General features: G+C 42.0%; 16 protein-coding genes. 13 read left to right on the top strand and 3 right to left on the bottom strand.

Going from position 1 to position 18,710, the window contains the following annotated elements:
* Positions 1-9: 9 nt before the first annotated feature.
* The gene (locus ACT3IB_RS08595) at positions 10-1,824 is read right to left on the bottom strand and encodes an SLC13 family permease (protein WP_491538594.1); all 1,815 of its coding nucleotides are present in this window, start codon (positions 1,822-1,824) and stop codon (positions 10-12) included.
* 141 nt (positions 1,825-1,965) lie between these two features.
* Entirely contained in the window at positions 1,966-2,247 is a 282-nt protein-coding gene (locus ACT3IB_RS08590; RefSeq protein ID WP_491538929.1) for an SLC13 family permease, read from the bottom strand.
* Positions 2,248-2,965: 718 nt separating this feature from the next.
* Between ACT3IB_RS08590 and ACT3IB_RS08585 the strand changes: the two genes are divergently transcribed.
* The 8 genes from ACT3IB_RS08585 to ACT3IB_RS08550 all read left to right on the top strand — a co-directional run bounded on the left by ACT3IB_RS08585 (position 2,966) and on the right by ACT3IB_RS08550 (position 10,607).
* On the top strand, positions 2,966-3,316 hold the full coding sequence (locus ACT3IB_RS08585) for a hypothetical protein (RefSeq protein ID WP_491538593.1): 351 nt from the start codon (positions 2,966-2,968) through the stop codon (positions 3,314-3,316).
* A 39-nt stretch (positions 3,317-3,355) separates the two neighbouring features.
* Positions 3,356-4,063, top strand: coding sequence for an RluA family pseudouridine synthase (locus tag ACT3IB_RS08580; protein ID WP_491538592.1), 708 nt, complete (start codon positions 3,356-3,358; stop codon positions 4,061-4,063).
* Positions 4,064-4,157: 94 nt separating this feature from the next.
* Positions 4,158-5,201, top strand: a complete 1,044-nt coding sequence (locus tag ACT3IB_RS08575; protein ID WP_491538591.1) for a porin — start codon at positions 4,158-4,160, stop codon at positions 5,199-5,201.
* A 271-nt stretch (positions 5,202-5,472) separates the two neighbouring features.
* Positions 5,473-5,970 (top strand): Dps family protein, encoded by a 498-nt coding sequence (locus ACT3IB_RS08570; protein ID WP_491538590.1) that lies wholly within the window; start codon positions 5,473-5,475, stop codon positions 5,968-5,970.
* 34 nt (positions 5,971-6,004) lie between these two features.
* Positions 6,005-6,295, top strand: a complete 291-nt coding sequence (locus ACT3IB_RS08565) for a sll1863 family stress response protein (RefSeq protein ID WP_491538589.1) — start codon at positions 6,005-6,007, stop codon at positions 6,293-6,295.
* 87 nt (positions 6,296-6,382) lie between these two features.
* Positions 6,383-7,207, top strand: a complete 825-nt coding sequence (locus tag ACT3IB_RS08560; protein WP_491538588.1) for a mechanosensitive ion channel family protein — start codon at positions 6,383-6,385, stop codon at positions 7,205-7,207.
* A gap of 208 nt (positions 7,208-7,415) precedes the next feature.
* The gene (locus ACT3IB_RS08555; protein WP_491538587.1) at positions 7,416-9,602 is read left to right on the top strand and encodes a DUF349 domain-containing protein; all 2,187 of its coding nucleotides are present in this window, start codon (positions 7,416-7,418) and stop codon (positions 9,600-9,602) included.
* 138 nt (positions 9,603-9,740) lie between these two features.
* Complete coding sequence (locus tag ACT3IB_RS08550; RefSeq protein WP_491538586.1) at positions 9,741-10,607, top strand: MBL fold metallo-hydrolase; 867 nt, start codon at positions 9,741-9,743, stop codon at positions 10,605-10,607.
* A 65-nt stretch (positions 10,608-10,672) separates the two neighbouring features.
* On the opposite strand, the gene ACT3IB_RS08545 is transcribed toward ACT3IB_RS08550, so the two are convergent.
* A complete protein-coding gene (locus ACT3IB_RS08545) occupies positions 10,673-11,146 on the bottom strand; it encodes a hypothetical protein (RefSeq protein WP_491538585.1) in 474 nt (157 codons plus the stop codon).
* Between the two features lie 520 nt (positions 11,147-11,666).
* Between ACT3IB_RS08545 and ACT3IB_RS08540 the strand changes: the two genes are divergently transcribed.
* The 5 genes from ACT3IB_RS08540 to cdaA all read left to right on the top strand — a co-directional run bounded on the left by ACT3IB_RS08540 (position 11,667) and on the right by cdaA (position 18,641).
* A complete protein-coding gene (locus ACT3IB_RS08540) occupies positions 11,667-14,882 on the top strand; it encodes a TonB-dependent receptor (protein WP_491538584.1) in 3,216 nt (1,071 codons plus the stop codon).
* Positions 14,883-15,047: 165 nt separating this feature from the next.
* On the top strand, positions 15,048-16,292 hold the full coding sequence (locus ACT3IB_RS08535) for an alkaline phosphatase family protein (RefSeq protein WP_491538583.1): 1,245 nt from the start codon (positions 15,048-15,050) through the stop codon (positions 16,290-16,292).
* A 141-nt stretch (positions 16,293-16,433) separates the two neighbouring features.
* On the top strand, positions 16,434-16,772 hold the full coding sequence (locus tag ACT3IB_RS08530) for a DUF3470 domain-containing protein (RefSeq protein ID WP_445664290.1): 339 nt from the start codon (positions 16,434-16,436) through the stop codon (positions 16,770-16,772).
* Between the two features lie 79 nt (positions 16,773-16,851).
* On the top strand, positions 16,852-17,709 hold the full coding sequence (gene folP, locus ACT3IB_RS08525; RefSeq protein WP_491538582.1) for a dihydropteroate synthase: 858 nt from the start codon (positions 16,852-16,854) through the stop codon (positions 17,707-17,709).
* A 113-nt stretch (positions 17,710-17,822) separates the two neighbouring features.
* Positions 17,823-18,641, top strand: coding sequence for a diadenylate cyclase CdaA (gene cdaA, locus ACT3IB_RS08520; RefSeq protein WP_491538581.1), 819 nt, complete (start codon positions 17,823-17,825; stop codon positions 18,639-18,641).
* The last annotated feature ends 69 nt before the right edge of the window (positions 18,642-18,710 follow it).

Below are 18,710 nucleotides of genomic sequence, written 5' to 3'. Positions count from 1 at the left end.
ATATAGATTTTATAATGGCCATATTATAGGAGCTAAAATAATTACAATAATCCAAAGTATTACGGCAAGGGGAAAACCAACCCTAAAAAAGTCGGTAAATTTATAATTGCCCGGACCATAAACCATTAGGTTAGTCTGGTAACCAATAGGAGTTAACAGTGCCATAGAAGATACCAGAGTAATACTGATGATAAATGCTCTGGGTTCCAACCCCTGTGATTGAGCCACAGAGAGGGCAATGGGAAACATTAGGGCAATAGCTCCATTATTAGTAATGGTTTCAGTTAAAATTGCTGTTACTATTACTAATCCGGCCAGGGTGGCTCTCGGGCCGTAAGTTGATGTTAAGCCAATCATGCCATTTCCGATCATCTCTGCGGCTCCGCTTACCTCCATAGCTTTGCCGAGTCCAAGGGCTGCTCCAATAACAATTAAAACTGTCCAGTCTACTGATTTGCGGGCCTCACCAGGCTCAATAACATTGGCAGCTAATAGCACTGCTACACCTAAAATACCTGCCAGGGCAATATGAAAGAAGCCTGCTGTAACGCTGGAAATAACAGCTATGAGTACTGCAACAGAAATATAAAGGTCTTTGCCGCGTTTTTCTTTTTTACTCGATTCTTCATCCGAGTGAGGAGCCTCACCACCAGCTTCACTGGTCATATAAAAATCGCCTGAATCTTCGTGTGCCTGTTGGAAGCCTCGCTTGGTATCGAGCAATAGTACATCTCCCGGTCGCAATACAAATTCACCAAGAGGTTTTTTAATTCGTTTCCCTTCTCGTCTTACTCCGGTAACAGCAGCACCTAAACGATCAAGTAATTTGGCTTCTTCGACGGTAGAACCAACCAGCCGTGATCCCTCTTTTACAACAACTTGGTGGAGTTCCCGATCGTGCTTTTCATCTCTTTTAATAACTCTTGGCGGTTGGACTGCCAAACGCAAGCCGGGATAGTCTGTAAGATCAGGGCTAATGTTTGAAACCCCTTCTTTAGGAGCATAAAACAAATGGTCACCTTCACGTAGTTTTTCTTGTTGTGATACAGGTGCAATTTCGTTGTCGTGTCTGTTAATACGTACGAGACGAAAGCCCGGAAACTCTTGGACCCCGGCTTCAGCAATCGATTGGCCAACTAAGGGGGTATCTTCTGTTATTTCAAGCTCCACTAGGGATTTCCGCTGTGTTTCTTCTTCCTCGCGTATATCGGAGCGGTCGGGTGTTAAAAGAGGTGAGATGAAAATGATATATATTAGCCCGATAACCAGGCAAGGAACACCAATCCAGGCAAGTTCAAAGAATGAAAACCCTGCCAAATCATTGCTTTGCAACAATCCGTGGGCGATTAAGTTGGTGCTGGTTCCGATCAAGGTGCACATACCACCCAGGATAGCAGTATAGGAAAGGGGAATTAACAATTTTGATGAGGATACATTGTATTTTCGGGCCCAACTGCGTATTGCAGGAATTCCCATGGCAACAATCGGGGTATTATTTAGGAATCCGGAATAGACAGATACCCCCGGACACATTCTCAGCAATATCTTTTGGATGTTTTGGCTGCCCCTGCCCAAAATATATTCACTTGCACGTTCAAGAGCCCCACTATTACGTAGCGCTGCAGCTATTACATAAAGTGATGCCAGCGCAACAATCGTTGTATTACCAAACTGATTAACAGCTTGTTCAAGGCTTATGACCCCAGCAGCGGTAACAATGCCAACTGCAGTTAGTAGTATGGCATCAGGGCTCCAGATATCAAAGAATAGAGCAGTAAAGGCTAAGATTGTGACTATTAGAGTTATGGCAATATCTAAACCCATGAAACAAAAAATTTATAAGGTAATGTGGTAAATATTTTGTTAAGGTTAATTAGAAGGAGTTTCTCACAAAATATGCAATTCTCTTAACATGGGTAATCCTTTCGAAAATTCCTTCATTGTTGAATGTCAAAAAGCGCAAATTTAATGCCCTTTTCCCACTTCATAAAGGCCAGATAATAGGAAAACGATGAGTGGAACAAAGAATACAAAGAAGAAAAAATTGAAGAAGCCAACAAGCAGATTTGTAGAGGTACTGATAAGCGTGTTAATTCCGCCCATTATGCCTGCAAAGGCCAAAGGCATTAACAACTTTGAAGCACTGACGCCTATTCTTGCTGCTATGTCAATTACCACCGGAATAATTATCATTATTACAGATGTGTTGTTCATAAATGATGAGGCAAAACTGACAAACAACAGCATGATAGAAAGCCACAGCCAGTAATTTTTCTCCATCTTATCGAAAAAAAGTTGCCGGCCTTATTGAGTAGCCCGGTTCTGCGAACGCCTTCGTTTATTACAAACATTGCAGCAATGGTAATGGTGGCTGGATTACTGACTCCCGCAAAGCCTTCTTGCGGTGTAAGAATTCCTGAGGCTAACCCACCAGAATAATAGAAGCGACATCAAAGGAGACATAATCGGTAGCAAATAAAAATAGAGCAACTCCAAGAAGAGCAAATACAAAAATTATTTCGAATGACATTTATCAAAATATTTTTTGTTTGCGTATTCTTTCTGTGTTTAAATATAAATAGGTAGTTATGCTACGATTATTTTATGAATCAATTACTTTTTTCAAATTATTTTCCTCTCAAATCTTGCTCTTTATTTAACAAGCTTGAGTCAATATACATTTCAGGTTTTTGGGAGTGATATATTGATTAGATAAAGCTATAACCCGGAAAATTACAGGGAGGCAGATTCCTTAGATAATGGTAGGGAATTAACATCCTTCAATAAGGAAGGAGTGTCAGAATGGTTAATAATGTGCTTTCCGATTTTTGAGGTCGGTTCTATTCAATAAAACCCGTGGCACTATAATTTTGTGAATGAAGAATTACGAAGGTGCGTAGATTTTTTCTTACATTATAGTGGTTTGAATGTTATTGGTATTAAAAATTGATTAAGATTTTCGATTATGAATTATAAACACAAGTTTTTTTATCTCTGTAAAACCCCACTTAGCGCTGAAGGTCCCGAGGATGTTGAAATTATTGACCGGGCTGAAAATAGTGATGAGTTTCCAGAGCTTTTTAAGGAGTACGAGGAGCTGCGTTCACATGCATTTAATGAAGATAAGCTCTACAGTATTATCCGTGCGGATGATGTGTTTGAGATCCTGCGAACGGGTACGGAAGAGGAAGCTCGCGAGATGGCCTTTGACAAGGCACAGCAAGAAATTATTACAAACTTGCAGCATCGGGTAATGCAGAAGGATGATAAAGAAGCTAAAGCTATTCTTAAAGAAGTACATGATGTTGAATCGTAGTTGATTTGATGTTATCTACAGCCTCGGACCCGGTTTGTGATGGCTAAAAAACGACCTTTCTACATTGTTAAGCAGGACAAAGATATTTTTGTCGTCGACAAGCCAGCAGGATTGCTTGCAGTGCCCATCCCTGATAGCAACGTCAAGAATTTATACGATCTTGTTGCCGATCACCTTGCCAAGCATGGGGTGCGCGTAGGGGTAGTACATCGCATTGACCGTTATACCAGCGGGCTGATGGTGTTTGCTAAAAATGAGCGTGCCTATAATGATCTTGTTGAAAAATTTCGTAATCACGAGCCCAAGCGGACCTACCTGGCTATGGTACGTGGCATTGTTGAACAGAATGAGGGGACTCTCGAGCACCACCTCAAACTTATTAAAGATGGATTTCGCAACATTGTTGTTGATCCCAGTGAAGAGGGGGCTACTCCGGCACGATTGTCGTACAAGGTAAAGGAGCGATTCCTTGAGAATACCCTTGTAGAGGTACAGTTGGATACGGGACTGAAAAACCAGATTCGCGTACAGTTTGAGCATATCGGTCACCAGCTGGTAGGGGATCAGCATTACGCACCCGAAGAAGAGGGAGAGCCGTTGATTAATCGTCAAGCACTGCATGCCTGGAAATTAGCATTTAAGCATCCGCGTCATGGAAAGGATGTGCAGTTTGAGGCTAAAATTCCCGCCGATATGATGCGCCTGATCGATCGATTCCGATGGAAAAAAGAAGCACAATCCGGGTGAGTTACCCGGATCGGAATGGAAGAGTTGCTACACGTTTGGGTTTAAATCCATATTATTGATAAATAAATATACTCCTCAACAAATACTCTTTATCATGAAAACAGACGCTGTAAAAACTATTGGATCAATTCTTTTTGTTAGTCTTTTCTTTTTTCTTGGGATTTCAGTACAAGCCCAAGGTCAATCCACCTCTGATTTTGAGCAGTTTAAGGATCAGTTTAAACATGAATACTTCTCGGTTGGAGGATTACTGCAAACCATAGGTGATTACCAGTTTGAACGCATCAATGGAGAAAATGGGTTTTCGGTGGGCAATGCACGTCTGCAAGTATATGGAGAGTTTGACAATAAGTTCGGTTACCAGTTGCAGACAAATTTTGTGAGTAGCACCACTCTTCTTGATGCGAATATGTATTATAACCTGGCTCCAAATTTTTCAGTAAAAGCGGGGTTGTTTAAATCTCCTTTCAGTTATGAATATTTAACCGGTGCGGCGGCTATTGATTTCGTAAATCGATCATCGGTAGTCAACCAGTTGGCTCCCAAACGTCAGTTGGGATTTCAACTGCAAGGCAAGCTGGCTGAGGGGATGTTTAAATACACTGCCGGCATGTTTAACGGCAATGGGTTTGGCCCCAATCAAAATGATGATGACCAGTTTTTGTATACAGCGCGCCTGGAAACGAACTCCGGCTTAGGAGGTGGTTTGGGAGATAGTTTTGTAATGGGATTAAATGCTTCGTACGAACAAAGTGAAAGTGCTACAAGCGGGGCGGGGTTACTGTCGCAGGTTGAAGGTGAACAACTGTTGCTTGGTGCAGATACGCGCATAAGCTACAACAACATGATGTTGGCCGGTGAATTTATTTATTCCATGATAGAGACTAATGCCGGTCCGGAATATAATCCATTCGGATACTATGTAACGGGTGGGTACTTTGTAACGCCCAAGATGCAGCTGCTTGCCCGCTGGGATTATTTTGATGGGGATTTTATCGGAGCGAGCTCGGAATCTGTTATTGGCGGCATCAACATCTTTCCGTCGGATTTTTCGGAAGTGCAGCTCAACTATATTTATCCCGTCGAAGACAGCGCTGACTTTTCCCGGATTCTGTTGAACCTACAAATTAATTTTTGATCGTTTCGATTCTGCAATTCCTAATTTATCGGGGAATATCTATATTGGCTATAAGTACCTTCTATTGGTTTCTTGGAATGATTACCCCCATATTCCTGTATTGATAAAGTGATTAAAGAAATAAAAGAGGAACATGTTACTACAGGATATTAAAGAGTTTGTTTGCGAACTTTTAAAGGAGTTTTTCAAGAGCAAAAATAAGGGTTATTACTGCAGTATGAACTGTGACTGTAGAAATAATTAGAATCAAAAAGTATTAAGGTGTTCAATTATGAGTGCCACGAAAAAGAGAGATAAAGCTATGGATATAAATATCGGTATTAGCGAAGAGAATCGAGAAGAGATCGCCGATGCTCTTTCGAAGGTATTGGCCGATTCGTACATGTTATATTTAAAGACACACAACTATCACTGGAATGTAACAGGTGAGCTGTTTCATTCGCTCCACGAACAATTTGAAGAACAGTATACCGAGTTAGCCGATGCCATTGATGAAATTGCTGAACGCATCCGAGCACTTGGATATCGGGCTCCCGGGACATTTATTGAATTCAATGAATTAGCTTCTATTGATGAGCAGCAAGATGAACCGGAAGCGATGGAGATGGTACGACGTTTAGCGATTGGCAATGAACAGGTGCTCAGAACAGCACGCGAGGCACTCGAGCCGGCAAATAAAGCAGAAGATGAGGCGACAATAGATCTTTTAACGGAGCGCTTGCATGTTCACTCCAAAACGGCCTGGATGCTTCGCAGCCACCTGGAATAAATCCGTAAATCAATCAATAAAAAACACTATTATTATGGCTTCACGAGAAGAATACATTGATAAGCTAGAGAAGCAACTTCGAGAATGGAATACACAAATTGATAAGCTCCAAAAGCGTGTCGATAAGGAGTCGCAGGATCTGAAAGCCAAACTCGAAGAGCGAATGGATGAGCTGAGAGAGAAACGTTCTCGTCTGCGTAAAAAATTGGATAAAATTAAAGACTCAGGCGATGATGTTTTTGAAGAAATCAAAGCGGATAGCGAAAAGCTTTGGAAGGATGTAAAGAAAGGCTTTTCAGAAATTCGTGAAATTGTAAAAGAATAATAATATATAGAGTTAATATTCTAAAGGCAGCCGGTCTGGCTGCCTTCTTTTTTATTGATAAATCCAAAATTATTTAAGCAGAAAAACATGGAACAATTCAATTCATTGCAAGAAGATTTAACGCCATATCTTGTAGAGTATGGGTTAGAGTTAATTGGCGCTGTTGCCATATTGATTGTTGGTTTAGTTGCGGCAAAATGGGTTGGTAAACGTGTTAAACGCCATATGGATAAGTCGGAACGCTTTGATCCTACCGTAACACCAATTTTTGTCAAAGCTATCAAGATTGTCATTATTGCAGTGACAATATTAGCAGTATTGAATAAGTTTGGCGTTGAAACAGCCAGCTTAATCGCCGTATTGGGTACCATCGGTTTGGCTATTGGGTTAGCCTTGCAGGGAACGCTCAGTAATATTGCTTCTGGTATTATGCTCTTGATATTACGTCCCTTTAATGTGGGAGATGCCGTTGAAATTGGCAGTACCTCGGGCGTGGTTGATGAGATCGGACTCTTTGTTACCGAAATGCACACTTTTGATAACATTGCGATAACGATGCCGAACTCGAAAGTATGGGGTACCGAAATAAAAAACTTTTCCCGTAACGACAAGCGGCGAGTTGATATGGAATTTGGTATTGCCTACGATGATGATATGGATAAGGCAATGAATATTGTGAACGAAGTACTTGCAGCCGATGATCGGGTGCTTGATGAGCCGGAACCGCTTATTGCTGTTAGCACTTTGGGTGATAGTGCTGTAAGTATTCGAGTGCGTCCATGGACCGAGACATCAAATGTTTGGCCACTCCGATATGATTTGACAAAACGAATGAAAGAACGTTTTGATGAGGAGGGAATCAGCTTTCCGTTCCCGCAGCGCGATGTTCATCTTTTCAAGGAAAATGGATAGTTTTTTGTCCGTTTACAGTAAATGTTTTGGAGCCGGCATCCGTAGGAGGTCGGCTTTCTTAATTTATGGATGTTTTGGTATCCCAGATCGATTGTAATAAGTTCTATAGAAATATTATCTTACTTACTTAAACTCTTGAGGAGCTAAGAGTTTAGAAGCAAAATTTCGAATCGCCAAGCGTTATATAGAGGTACTTGTGAACACTACTATGGAAGAGAACAAGGAAACATCCCAGCATGTGTATGAGGATGAATACGTAATTTTAACCAAAAACAATGAGCTTTTTCTGAAAGGGAAGGAGGAAGAAGATCGAACGAAACTTTGCGAGGTTTCCCCCGAGGATCTTGAGGATAAGCTTTCGGAGCTTAGGAATGCTTTTTCAAAGCTCCAGTCGAGGGTAGAGGAGACACTTGCCGGCGACGTAACGCTTGAGGATCTGAAAGCACTTGAGGATGAGGTTGAAAATATCCAAGCCATAGGCGATTTCAGTACATTGAAACAGCAAGTCGAAGAGAAGAAAGCGGATCTGGCTGAAGCTGAAACAGGCGATGTTGCAGAGGAGAAAGCGAAACAAGAAACTTCTGAAGTAGATGAAGAAGAAGCTGATGTGGAGCAAGTAGAAGCCGAGGTAGAGCAGGATACCAATGAAAATGAGGACCAGGAACAAGAAGACGTGGCCGAAGGGGAAGTTGAAGAAGAGACCTCAGAGGAAGAAAGTCCGCTGGATTATTACAAGAATATCGTAGATAAGGCCCAAGAACTGGCTAAGCAGAATGACTGGTCGTACGTTTCGGTAGAGCTCGACAATTTAAGTCACCGTTGGGCCGAAGGTCCCGATACAGATGATGAGGAGCAGGCGAAAAAGCTTTACAAAAAATTCAATGATATTGTTGATGATTTTGAAGAGCGAAAAGAGCAGCATTATGCTGAGCTTGACAAGAAAAAGAAGGAGAATCTCGAAACAAAGAAAGAGCTCTTAAAGGAACTTGAGGGTATTGTATCTAATGAAACCTGGACGGCAACCCGCCGGGTCAATCAGATGAAAGGACAATGGAGAAATACGGGTCCTTTGCCCAGTGGAAAAGGAGAGGAGCTTGATAAGCGTTTTGAGGAACTGCTCGATACTTTCAATGATCACAAGGTAGACCGCCTGGTTCAGAAGCGTCAGAAAGAGGAAGATAACCTGATGCTTAAATTGACTGTCCTTGAAAAGATGGAAAATGTCGCTGAGTCGATGACGCATGAGACGGAAAACTGGGATGAAATTGAGGAGCAGTTTGAGGATTTGACCAAACAGTGGAAGAAGATTGGTCGAGTACCAAAAGAAAAGTCAGACAAGGTTTGGGATCGGTATAAAAGTGCGCAGGATGAATATTACGATCGAAAGTATAAATACGATCCCGATCACCAGAGTAAGGTAGATAAATTTACTCATAAGAAAGAAAAGATTATTAAAGAGGCAGAGGCTTTGCTGGAAGAGGACGATCTGGCAACGGCTGCTCGAAAAATTAATAAACTTCATCGCCGATGGAAGAAGGTGGGTAATTTGCCGCAGCGTGCCGAGGATAAACTATGGTCGCGATTTAAGTCGGCTACCGATGCATTTAATGATCGTAAGGCAAATAACCAGGATAAAATTCGTGAGCAGGAAGAAGAGCATTATCAGCAAAAGCTGGAGCTCATCGACAAGGCCAATGAAGTTAAGTCAACTGACGATTTTGAGAAGGGCCATTCCCAGATGCAGAGTTTTATGGATCGATGGAAGAAAATTGGTCCGGTGCCGCGTGATAAGTCAGAAAAAATATGGAAGAAGTTCAAAGGGGCGATGGATGAATTTTATGATCGCCGCCGCGAGCACTTCAAAGAGGTAAAAGAGGAGCGCAAAGAAAATCTGGAAAAGAAGAAAGAAATCCTCGAAAAACTTCGTGAGCTGGGCAAACACGATGACCCAATTGAGGCTGTCGACATTGCCAAAGGATTGCAGGAAGAGTTTAAAAATGCGGGTTATGTACCCATCAAACACAAAAATAAGATGTGGAAGGAGTACCGGGAGGCCTGTGATGTGATTTATGATCGCATGCGTGCAGCAAAATCAGGTGACAAGTTTGATCAAGAGTTAGCGAAAGCTGATTTAGATCCCGATGACAGGAGTAAAATCCAAAAGCTGCGCAAAGAGTATAATAAGGTTCAAAAAGAAGCCAAGCAGTTAGAAAAAGAAGTGCTGCAGTACAAAGAGAAAAAAACCTATTTTAAACCTTCCAGCGGTGGAAATAGCTTGCTCGACGAGGTCGAGAATAGAATTGATGAGGTTGAGCAAAAGTTGGAGGGTAAGCAGGAAAAGATGGATTCGATCACGGAAAAAATGGATCAGATCCGCGAAGAGTCAGGTGATTAATTGGAAATTTCTTTTTTTCCTGATTTGTTTTTTATTGATGAAGAATAATACATCTGCAGCTGTATTGGGGTACAGGGCAAGTTTAAAATATAAATGATGATCTGCAGCGGTTAAAAGTTCACAAAATGATATGATTTGATGGGCAATGCTACGCAAGAGATAAGTATTACGTTTTGGGGGGTTCGCGGTTCCACTCCTTGCGCTAACAAGGAGAATATGGAGTATGGAGGGAATACCTCTTGCTTGGAAATTGATATACCCGGCACAGAAGAGATGTTAATTCTGGATAGCGGAACGGGTATACGAAATCTTGGGAATAGTATTGTAGACCGACCGGATAAAATCAGAGGTCGTATTTTTATTACACATCCGCACTGGGATCATATTCAGGGATTTCCCTTCTTTAAGCCTATTTATGGATCTAAAAATTATTTTGCTATACATATGCCCGATCAGGGACAAGAAGGCGGATGCAAAGACATTTTAGATGGTCATCTCACCAAGACATTTTTTCCGGTTACTCTCGATATGATTGATGCCAATCTGGAGTATGTAACTCAACCACAAGATCGGATAAATTATAAGCATTATGAGGTAGAGTTCATGCTGGCTAATCATCCGGTACAAACCGCAGTGTATAAAATACATGTGGGTGATAAAAAGATTGTTTACTGCCCGGACAATGAGTTAGGAGCTTTTGACGGAGAGGGTTCGACTTTTCAAAATCGTCTGAAAGAGTTTGTGCAAGGGGTAGACTTGCTTATCCACGATGGGCAGTATAATCGCAAATCCTATCAAGCGAAAGAAGGGTGGGGACATTCGGCCTGGGAATATGTAGTGAAATTTGCAAAAGCGGCCGAAGTGCAACGCCTGTTTATTACACATCACGACCCTGACTCTGATGATGAAAAACTTCTGGCTTTGGATGAATACCTGCGAGTGGAACACAATGAGTCATTTATCGAGGTGGGATTGGCCAAAGAGGGTGAAGAAATACTAATTTAATTAAAAAAGGGATGCCTGAATATGCAAGCATCCCTTTCGGTAATTTATTTGCTGACAGTTAATAATTAAAAGTAAAAGCGGGCACCCAGCGTACCGTCAATATCAAAGTCGGTTGATGGTGCAAGGTTTAATATTGGTGCCGCTTCAAGGAATAGTCCTACAGGGGCATCTTCAAAGAGATAGTTGATGCCAATCGGCACTCTAGCCCCAATATAGGAGTCATTTTCTCCGAGCACGAGGCGCCCACCTATACCATAGTATAATGGTAAGCTTCCCTCATCAACTTCACTGAATAGATTGTAATTGTGCCATAAATAGTCAGCTTGCAAGGTGATGGCATCATATCGACCAAACGACCAGGCAACACCTACGTCAATCGCATTGCCGTTGCCGGTCCATGACTTAGCTGTTAAACCCGTAGGTTCACCTACCATGAAGCCAACGCCAAGATTTTTGTCGGCGTCTTGAGCATTACTAATAGTATTTAGTGAGAATGTTAAAAGAACCGCTAATATTATAACGGATAGTAGCTTTTTCATAGATGAATTAATTTTTTGAGATTTGTGCATATTGCTATCAGTGTTACTTAAAATGAAAACAGTAGAGAAAGTTCCGAGAAAAGTCCTTTAAAAGGATTCAAATTATCATCAGAAGAGGTAATATAGTTCAAATGTTAGGATCTGCGCTTTATGCCTCTTCTGCTATTAAAATATAAAGGTAATAGCTTGGCAGATTGAAAAAATATATGCGCACAATATTCCTGCACTAATAGAGGGTAAGAATTTGAAAAGTACTTTTAAACAGTTTTAGGCTAGATATATCATTAATAGAAAAGGAAGAGTTAACATTCTGCTAATCTTAGGATTTGTATACTAATATTCGCGAGACAGGGGTATAATAAGTCACTCAGGTTTTTTATATTAGCAACCGATTGAGGGCGACTGAGTCAGCTTATGGTCTTCTGTTCTCAACGGCCTGTTATTTTACATATTGCTTAAAAAGCAGGCGCTTTAAAGGCACAACTCTAATCACTAATCAAAACGAACATAACTATCGATTATGAAACGTTACTTATTTTTACTGGCGGCAATGCTCTTGCTACCGATGGTGATGTTTGCTCAGGGTACTACCTCAGGTTCAATTGAAGGAACCGTTGTAGATACGCAGGGCGAACCGCTACCGGGCGCAAATGTTGTAGCTATACATCAACCTACTGGTACCCGATACGGTACCGCAACTCGACCCAACGGACGTTACTCATTTAAGAGCGTTCGAGTTGGCGGGCCTTACGAAATACAGGTTACATTCGTAGGGTTCAATGCCAATAAAAAAGAGATTTCTGAAGTACAACTCGGCGAAACCGTTGAGGTCAATTTCACCCTGGAAGAAGGTGAAATGAAATTGGATGAAATTTCTGTAGTAGCACAAGCTGATGAAACCTTTAACCGTGACCGAACCGGTGCAGGGACAAACATCAGCAGTGAAGAGATTAGCCAAACACCTACGCTATCGCGTTCTTTAGGTGACTTTACACGATTAACGCCACAAGCAACCGGTGGTGGAAGTTTTGGTGGTGATAACGATCGCTATAATAACCTGTTGGTTGACGGTGCTACTCTGAATGATGTCTTTGGTCTGGGTGAAGGTACGCCCGGTAGCCAGGCAGGAGTTAGCTCACCTATAAGCATTGATGCGATTGAAGAGTTTAATGTTGATATCGCTCCCTTTGAAGTTACAAATAACAACTTCACCGGTGGACAGATTAACGCCGTTACGAAAAGTGGTACCAACACCTTTACCGGCTCTGCTTATTACCAACTAAGGAATGAAAGTTTCGTTGGTAATTATATAACAGAAGATGGTGAAACTTCTGAAGATGTTGCTTCATTTGACGAGCAGTATCTTGGTCTTACACTGGGTGGACCTATCATTGAAGACGAACTCTTCTTCTTTGTTAGCGGAGAGTTTAAACGAGAAACGGCACCGATTACTGGTGGTATTTTAGGAAGTGGACAGGATAACAGTTTTGAAGTACCTGCTTCTACTTTTACTGACATTCAAAATATTTCCCGTAATGTATATAATTATGATCCAGGTTCTTTTGGTAATAATTTAGATGCAACTCAGGATAACAATAAACTCCTTGCCAAGCTTGACTGGAATATTAACCAGGATCATAAATTGACGTTCCGCTATAATTTTGTAGATGCAACGGATGAAGAGGGTATAAGCCGTGGATCATCTTCATATAGTTTCTCTAATCGTCAGTACAACTTTAATAGTACGCAAAACTCTTTGGTTGCAGAGCTGAATAGTAGTTTTGGCAATAACATGTCCAATACCTTTCGTGCTGTATATACTCGTATTAGAGATTCACGGGATGTAGTTGCTCAACCTTATCCGGAAGTTGATATAAGTGTTACGGACAACAATGGTGACTTTGCCAGTATTTTGCAGGGTATTGATCGCTTTTCACAGGCGAATGCCTTGGATCAGGACCTCATAGAAATAACGAATAACTTCACTTACATTCGTGGAGATCACGAATTTACGATTGGGACCAGCAACCAGATATTTAAGTTCCGAAACCTCTTTGTACAGGATGATTTCGGTTCATATGAATTTTGGAGTGTAGATGACTATGAGGATGGTAATCCAGTGGGTTATAATTATAGTTATCTATTGCCGGACGGAAACCGTGCTGCAGAATTTAACGCCATTCAATTAGGCGGCTATGTTCAGGACAAGTGGACGGTACAGCCGAACTTGAAGCTGACATTCGGGTTACGTGTAGATGTCCCCATTATGCCAGATGATCCAACATTCAATTCTAATGTTCCAAACGCATTTCCAGGATACAGTACAGATCGTGTTGCCAGTGGAAATATTCTCTGGTCACCGCGTTTTGGCTTTAACTGGGCTCCGGATACTGGCGAATACACCACGCAAATTCGTGGTGGTGCAGGGATTTTCTCTGGAACACCTCCCTTTGTATGGATTTCCAACCAGTACAGCAATACCGGTGCCGACTACGGCCGTGTAGATACCTTTAATCCAGGAGGACTGGGCAATGGTTTCTTTAGTCCTGATCCCAACAATCAACCCACGCCTGGTGGTAATAATAGTTTAAGTCCTATTAGTACTACAGAGGTTAACCTGATTGAAGAGGATTTCAAATATCCGCAGGCAGCTAAGTTTAACCTTGCGGTAGATCAAGATCTCCCTTACGGTGTTACAGCAACTTTAGAGGGTATATACTCGAAGTCAATTAATGCTGTTGTTTACCGAAATATTAACTTGGGGCAAACGGGGACGTCACCCTACGGCCGCCCATTTTACGGATCATTTGATGGCGGATATAATTCCTTTTTCGGAAATGTAACTGGTGATCCTAATCGTATTAATTCAGGATTTACGAACGCTCTTGTATTAGATAATAGTGACAAGGGTTACAACTACAGCATTACAGCTGAGCTGAATAAGCAGTTTGATTGGGGCTTGCGAACAAATGTTTCGTATACCTATAATCGTGCTGAGAGCGTGAACAACGGTACATCAAGTCGCGCGATCTCCAACTGGCAGTACAATGAGAACAAAGACGTCAACAACCCTCGAATCGGTACAGCCGACTTTGAGCGACGTCATCGTATCCTGGCCAATGTTGGATATACCTTCTCATGGGCAGATCGCATGCGTACCACTATCTCAGTTATCTTTGATGGTAGATCCGGAACGCCCTTTAGCTGGATTTACAATGGTGATGCCAATGCTGATGGTCAACGTGGTAACGACTTATTGTATGTGCCGGCATCAGCAGATGAAGTTGTGCTTACCAGTGGAAACTGGAATGAGTTGAATGACTGGATCGCAAGCGAATCTTCACTGAACGAGTATCGTGGAGAAGTAGTACCTCGTGGTACAGCACGTGAACCATGGACGAACTTCCTTGATTTCCGAATCAACCAGGAGATTCAGACATTCGGTGGTCAAACGCTAGAAATAACAGCAAGCATGTTTAACGTGCTTAACTTCCTTAATGAAGACTGGGGTTTACGTCAAGGCGTAAGCTTTAATAACTACCAAGCAGTTAAAATTGAGGGCTACGTTGACCAAGACTTCATTAACGGTCGCGGTTCCGGACTTGCAACCAGTGATGATATTGGCAAGCCAATTGTCAACTTTGATCCTGAAGACGTAACTGATGATGAAATGTACAATACTTTTGATCTAAGTTCTCGTTGGCAGATGCAGATAGGTCTTCGTTATTCATTCTAACGAATTGCCTATAGATTAGTTTTCAAAGGGCTCCGAGAAATCGGAGCCCTTTTTTATTTTAAATGATTTGACAAAACAAGGCTGTAATGCCTTGTTTATTGCCTTATCTTAGGGCCTCAGTGATATTGCAAAATTAAAATTTTCATAAATCTTCTTTGGCCACATATGAGACGAGGAGCTTATATAATTGCAGTTTTTGTAGTATTTGTAGGTTTTATTGGATGCGGTAATGAACAGCATTCTGAACCTAACAAAACACTTTTGATTTCTTTTGACGGTTTTAAATACAATTATTTACAGAAGACAGATACTCCTCAGTTTGATTCTCTTGCGGCCGGTGGGGCACAGGCCGAGGGTTTGATCCCCGTTTTTTCAAGCAAGACGTTTCCCAATCACTATTCCATCGCAACAGGATTGTATCCCGAGAACAGCGGATTTGTGAACAACACCATGTATGATCCCAAGTGGGAAGAGTGGTATCGCATTCGCGATCGTGAGGCTGTGGAAGATGGAAAATGGTATGGAGGTGAACCGATCTGGAATACTCTCGAAAAGCAGGGCATTAAAACCGGAACGATGTTCTGGGTGGGTTCCGAAGCCGATGTTCAGGATATGCGTCCCACGCACTGGAAAACCTATAACGGTGATATGCCCGGAAAGGCGCGTATCGATACGGTCATAAAATGGATGACGGCACCCGGTGACCAAGCCGTAGATTTTGCTACACTGTACTATAGTGATGTGGATACCAAAGGGCACCGCTATGGTACGGATTCAGATTCGGTAAAACAGGCTATTGAACGTGCCGACCGGCTTATGGGCTATCTGAAGCAAGAAATGAAAGCAAAAAATCTCTGGAACCATACCAATATTATTGTCCTCTCTGATCATGGAATGGTAAATCAGTCGGCCGATAAGATAATTCAGCTGGATGATATTATTGATATGGATGATACCGAGCGCGTTATCTGGGGACCTGCAACAATGATTCAGCCAAAAGAAAAGCGAGAGGAAAAGGTTTATCAAGCATTGAAATCCGCTGAAGAAAACTTTCGTGTTTACAAAAAAGAAGAGCTGCCCGAGCGGTATCATCTTAAAAATCATCGGCGGGTAGAAGATATTGTCATGGTAGCAGATTTAGGGTATACCATACTGGATGAGGATTACCGGGAGGAGTTCATTGAATCACTGCCCCGTGCTACCCACGGGTATGACAATAACCAAAAAGCGATGCAGGCGTTCTTTATTGCTCATGGGCCGGCTTTCAAAAAAGGAACAAAGGTTGAATCGTTTCAGAATATCCATATTTACGAACTCATTAATCATCTGATGGATACTAAAGCCGCACCTAACGATGGATCGCTTGATAGCGTACAGGTGCTACTTGATTATGATTTAGCAGAGAAGTAATTCGATCAGAATTCACATATTGAAAGTTTAAAATTAAGAGTTCGTCTAAATTAGTTTTTGTAACTATAAAACGTTGCATCTATCCACAGAAGCCGTGATATTTAGTCCAATTTGTAAACATCAAAGAATTTTTCAGATCTAATGGCATACGTAGTAACAGAACCATGCATCAACTGTAAATACACCAATTGTGCGGCGGTTTGTCCGGTTGATGCTTTTCGGGAAGGGCCAAACTTTCTTACCATTGATCCAATCGAATGTATTGATTGCGATGCTTGCGTAGCAGAATGCCCTGTTGAAGCCATTTATCCCGATGACGAAGTGCCCATGGAGTGGGAGCATTATATTGATCTTAATGAGCGACTGGCCGAAGAATGGGCTGATCACGTCATTAATCAGACTAAAGAAGATTTACCCGATGCTGATGAGTGGGCAGAAGTGGAAGATAAGCGCGAACATCTTGAGGAAACGTGGGATTAATTGTTTGCAGTGATTAGGTGATTGAGGAATTACGTGAATTACCTAATCACAAAGTTACTTAATCACATCTGCAACCTTGATGAACAAGAATTATCCTGAGAATAACTTCCTTACCATTCGAGATAAGACGCTCGATCTTTCTTCTCCCAAAATAATGGGGATTCTCAACGCTACGCCCGACTCCTTTTCCGACGGTGGTACCTTTAATGAAGTGGAAACAGCACTGGGTCACATTGGGCTTATGATTTCTCAGGGCGCTCATATCATAGACATAGGGGGAGAATCAACCCGTCCGGGTTCTGAGCCCGTTACCGAGCAGGAAGAACTTGACCGCGTACTGCCAATCCTCGAGAAAGCCATTTCACAATTTTCCGATACCTTTTTTTCAATTGATACGACTAAGTATCGGGTGGCCGAGGAAGCCCTTAAGCTTGGCACTCATTTTATTAACGATGTAAGCGGACTCCAAAAAGAGCCCCGTTTTCTGGATTTATGCGTGCAGAATAATGCCGGATATGTGATGATGCACTCGCAGGATGATCCGAAAACGATGCAAGAAGATCCCACCTATGAAAATGTGATTACGGATATCAAGCAGTTTCTGAAAACCCGCATTCATAAAGCCAAAGAAAAGGGATTGGAAAATGTTATTATCGATCCCGGTATTGGTTTTGGCAAAACGCTGGAACACAACCTCAAATTGATTGCCCACCTCAAAGAATTTCAGGATCTGGGATGTCCTATTTTAGTAGGAGCTTCCCGAAAATCAATGATTGGTCAAATACTCAACGATCGACCGGTTGATGATCGTCTCACAGGCACCATAGCCGTCCATTATCATGCTATGATTAACGGTGCCAACATCATTCGCGTGCACGACGTCAAAGAGGCTCACGATTCGCTGCAGGTATTCAATGCTCTTTCATCCGTAGAATAACAAATATAGGATTCTGCTATACTTTTAGCAGATTGAATTCTCTCCCCGTACAAAACTTCGCTAAATAATACTTATATTCTGCTAAACAATATTCAGAAAAACGAGGTACACCGTTGATTCCCATTGGCTTCCTTGAATTTGGAATCAGGGACTTTATCGAAGTCCTGATTATTACCATGGTATTGTTCTACCTGTACCGATGGATCCGCGGCACGTTTGCCATTCAAGCCGCCGTAGGCCTCGTTTTTATCATCATCATCAATGCGGCTGTCAGTGCATTGGGACTCACGACCATCAATTTTATACTTCGCGGTATTTTGGATGTGGGAATCTTGGCAGTATTCATCATTTTCCAGCCTGAAATACGCAAGTTGCTCTATAGCCTGGGACAGAATACGAATCTCGACCGCTTTTTCGTGCGCTCCAATCCCAATACCATTATCGATGAAGTCGTCGATGCTGTCCGTGATATGTCTCACACCAAAACCGGGGCGCTAATTGTGTTTGCGCGCACTTCAACGCTGCAAGACCTAGTCGATGTTGGGGTAAAACTGGACGCCAAAGTAAACAGCGAGCTGCTGAAAACCATATTCAATAAACATACGCCACTGCACGACGGGGCTATAGTGATTCGCAATAACCGAATTGTAGCCGCAAGCTGTTATCTGCCTATCTCACAGAATCAAAATATCTCGTCCGTATTTGGGACGCGCCATCGTGCAGCAGTGGGTATTACGGAAACCAATAACGTTTTTGTTGTGGTGGTGTCCGAAGAAACGGGACGTATCTCCATTGCAAAAAACGGTTCGCTCACTAGTGGCCTAACGATTCAGAAACTCCGCAGTGAAATGCAGGAAGCACTGGGAGAGCAGGACATTGACGAAGAGGATGTGGCATTTTCATCTGCGCAGAGTGAATTGAAGCTTAGTTAAATGCTTCTATTCCTATAACAATTCTTCATATTTTTCGTAGGGTTGTTTTCAACTTTAACAAAAGCTTTT

It is taken from the genome of Fodinibius sp. GM21, from assembly GCF_058386955.1.
This window is presented reverse-complemented; position numbering and strand designations above follow the sequence as displayed.

Excerpts from the sequence above, each read along its gene's own strand:
- ACT3IB_RS08595 (WP_491538594.1), bottom strand. The coding sequence starts at position 1,824 with ATGGGTTTAGATATTGCCATAACTCTAATAGTCACAATCTTAGCCTTT.
- ACT3IB_RS08590 (WP_491538929.1), bottom strand. The coding sequence starts at position 2,247 with ATGCTGTTGTTTGTCAGTTTTGCCTCATCATTTATGAACAACACATCT.
- ACT3IB_RS08585 (WP_491538593.1), top strand. The coding sequence starts at position 2,966 with ATGAATTATAAACACAAGTTTTTTTATCTCTGTAAAACCCCACTTAGC.
- ACT3IB_RS08580 (WP_491538592.1), top strand. The coding sequence starts at position 3,356 with ATGGCTAAAAAACGACCTTTCTACATTGTTAAGCAGGACAAAGATATT.
- ACT3IB_RS08575 (WP_491538591.1), top strand. The coding sequence starts at position 4,158 with ATGAAAACAGACGCTGTAAAAACTATTGGATCAATTCTTTTTGTTAGT.
- ACT3IB_RS08570 (WP_491538590.1), top strand. The coding sequence starts at position 5,473 with ATGAGTGCCACGAAAAAGAGAGATAAAGCTATGGATATAAATATCGGT.
- ACT3IB_RS08565 (WP_491538589.1), top strand. The coding sequence starts at position 6,005 with ATGGCTTCACGAGAAGAATACATTGATAAGCTAGAGAAGCAACTTCGA.
- ACT3IB_RS08560 (WP_491538588.1), top strand. The coding sequence starts at position 6,383 with ATGGAACAATTCAATTCATTGCAAGAAGATTTAACGCCATATCTTGTA.
- ACT3IB_RS08555 (WP_491538587.1), top strand. The coding sequence starts at position 7,416 with ATGGAAGAGAACAAGGAAACATCCCAGCATGTGTATGAGGATGAATAC.
- ACT3IB_RS08550 (WP_491538586.1), top strand. The coding sequence starts at position 9,741 with ATGGGCAATGCTACGCAAGAGATAAGTATTACGTTTTGGGGGGTTCGC.
- ACT3IB_RS08545 (WP_491538585.1), bottom strand. The coding sequence starts at position 11,146 with ATGAAAAAGCTACTATCCGTTATAATATTAGCGGTTCTTTTAACATTC.
- ACT3IB_RS08540 (WP_491538584.1), top strand. The coding sequence starts at position 11,667 with ATGAAACGTTACTTATTTTTACTGGCGGCAATGCTCTTGCTACCGATG.
- ACT3IB_RS08535 (WP_491538583.1), top strand. The coding sequence starts at position 15,048 with ATGAGACGAGGAGCTTATATAATTGCAGTTTTTGTAGTATTTGTAGGT.
- ACT3IB_RS08530 (WP_445664290.1), top strand. The coding sequence starts at position 16,434 with ATGGCATACGTAGTAACAGAACCATGCATCAACTGTAAATACACCAAT.
- folP (WP_491538582.1), top strand. The coding sequence starts at position 16,852 with ATGAACAAGAATTATCCTGAGAATAACTTCCTTACCATTCGAGATAAG.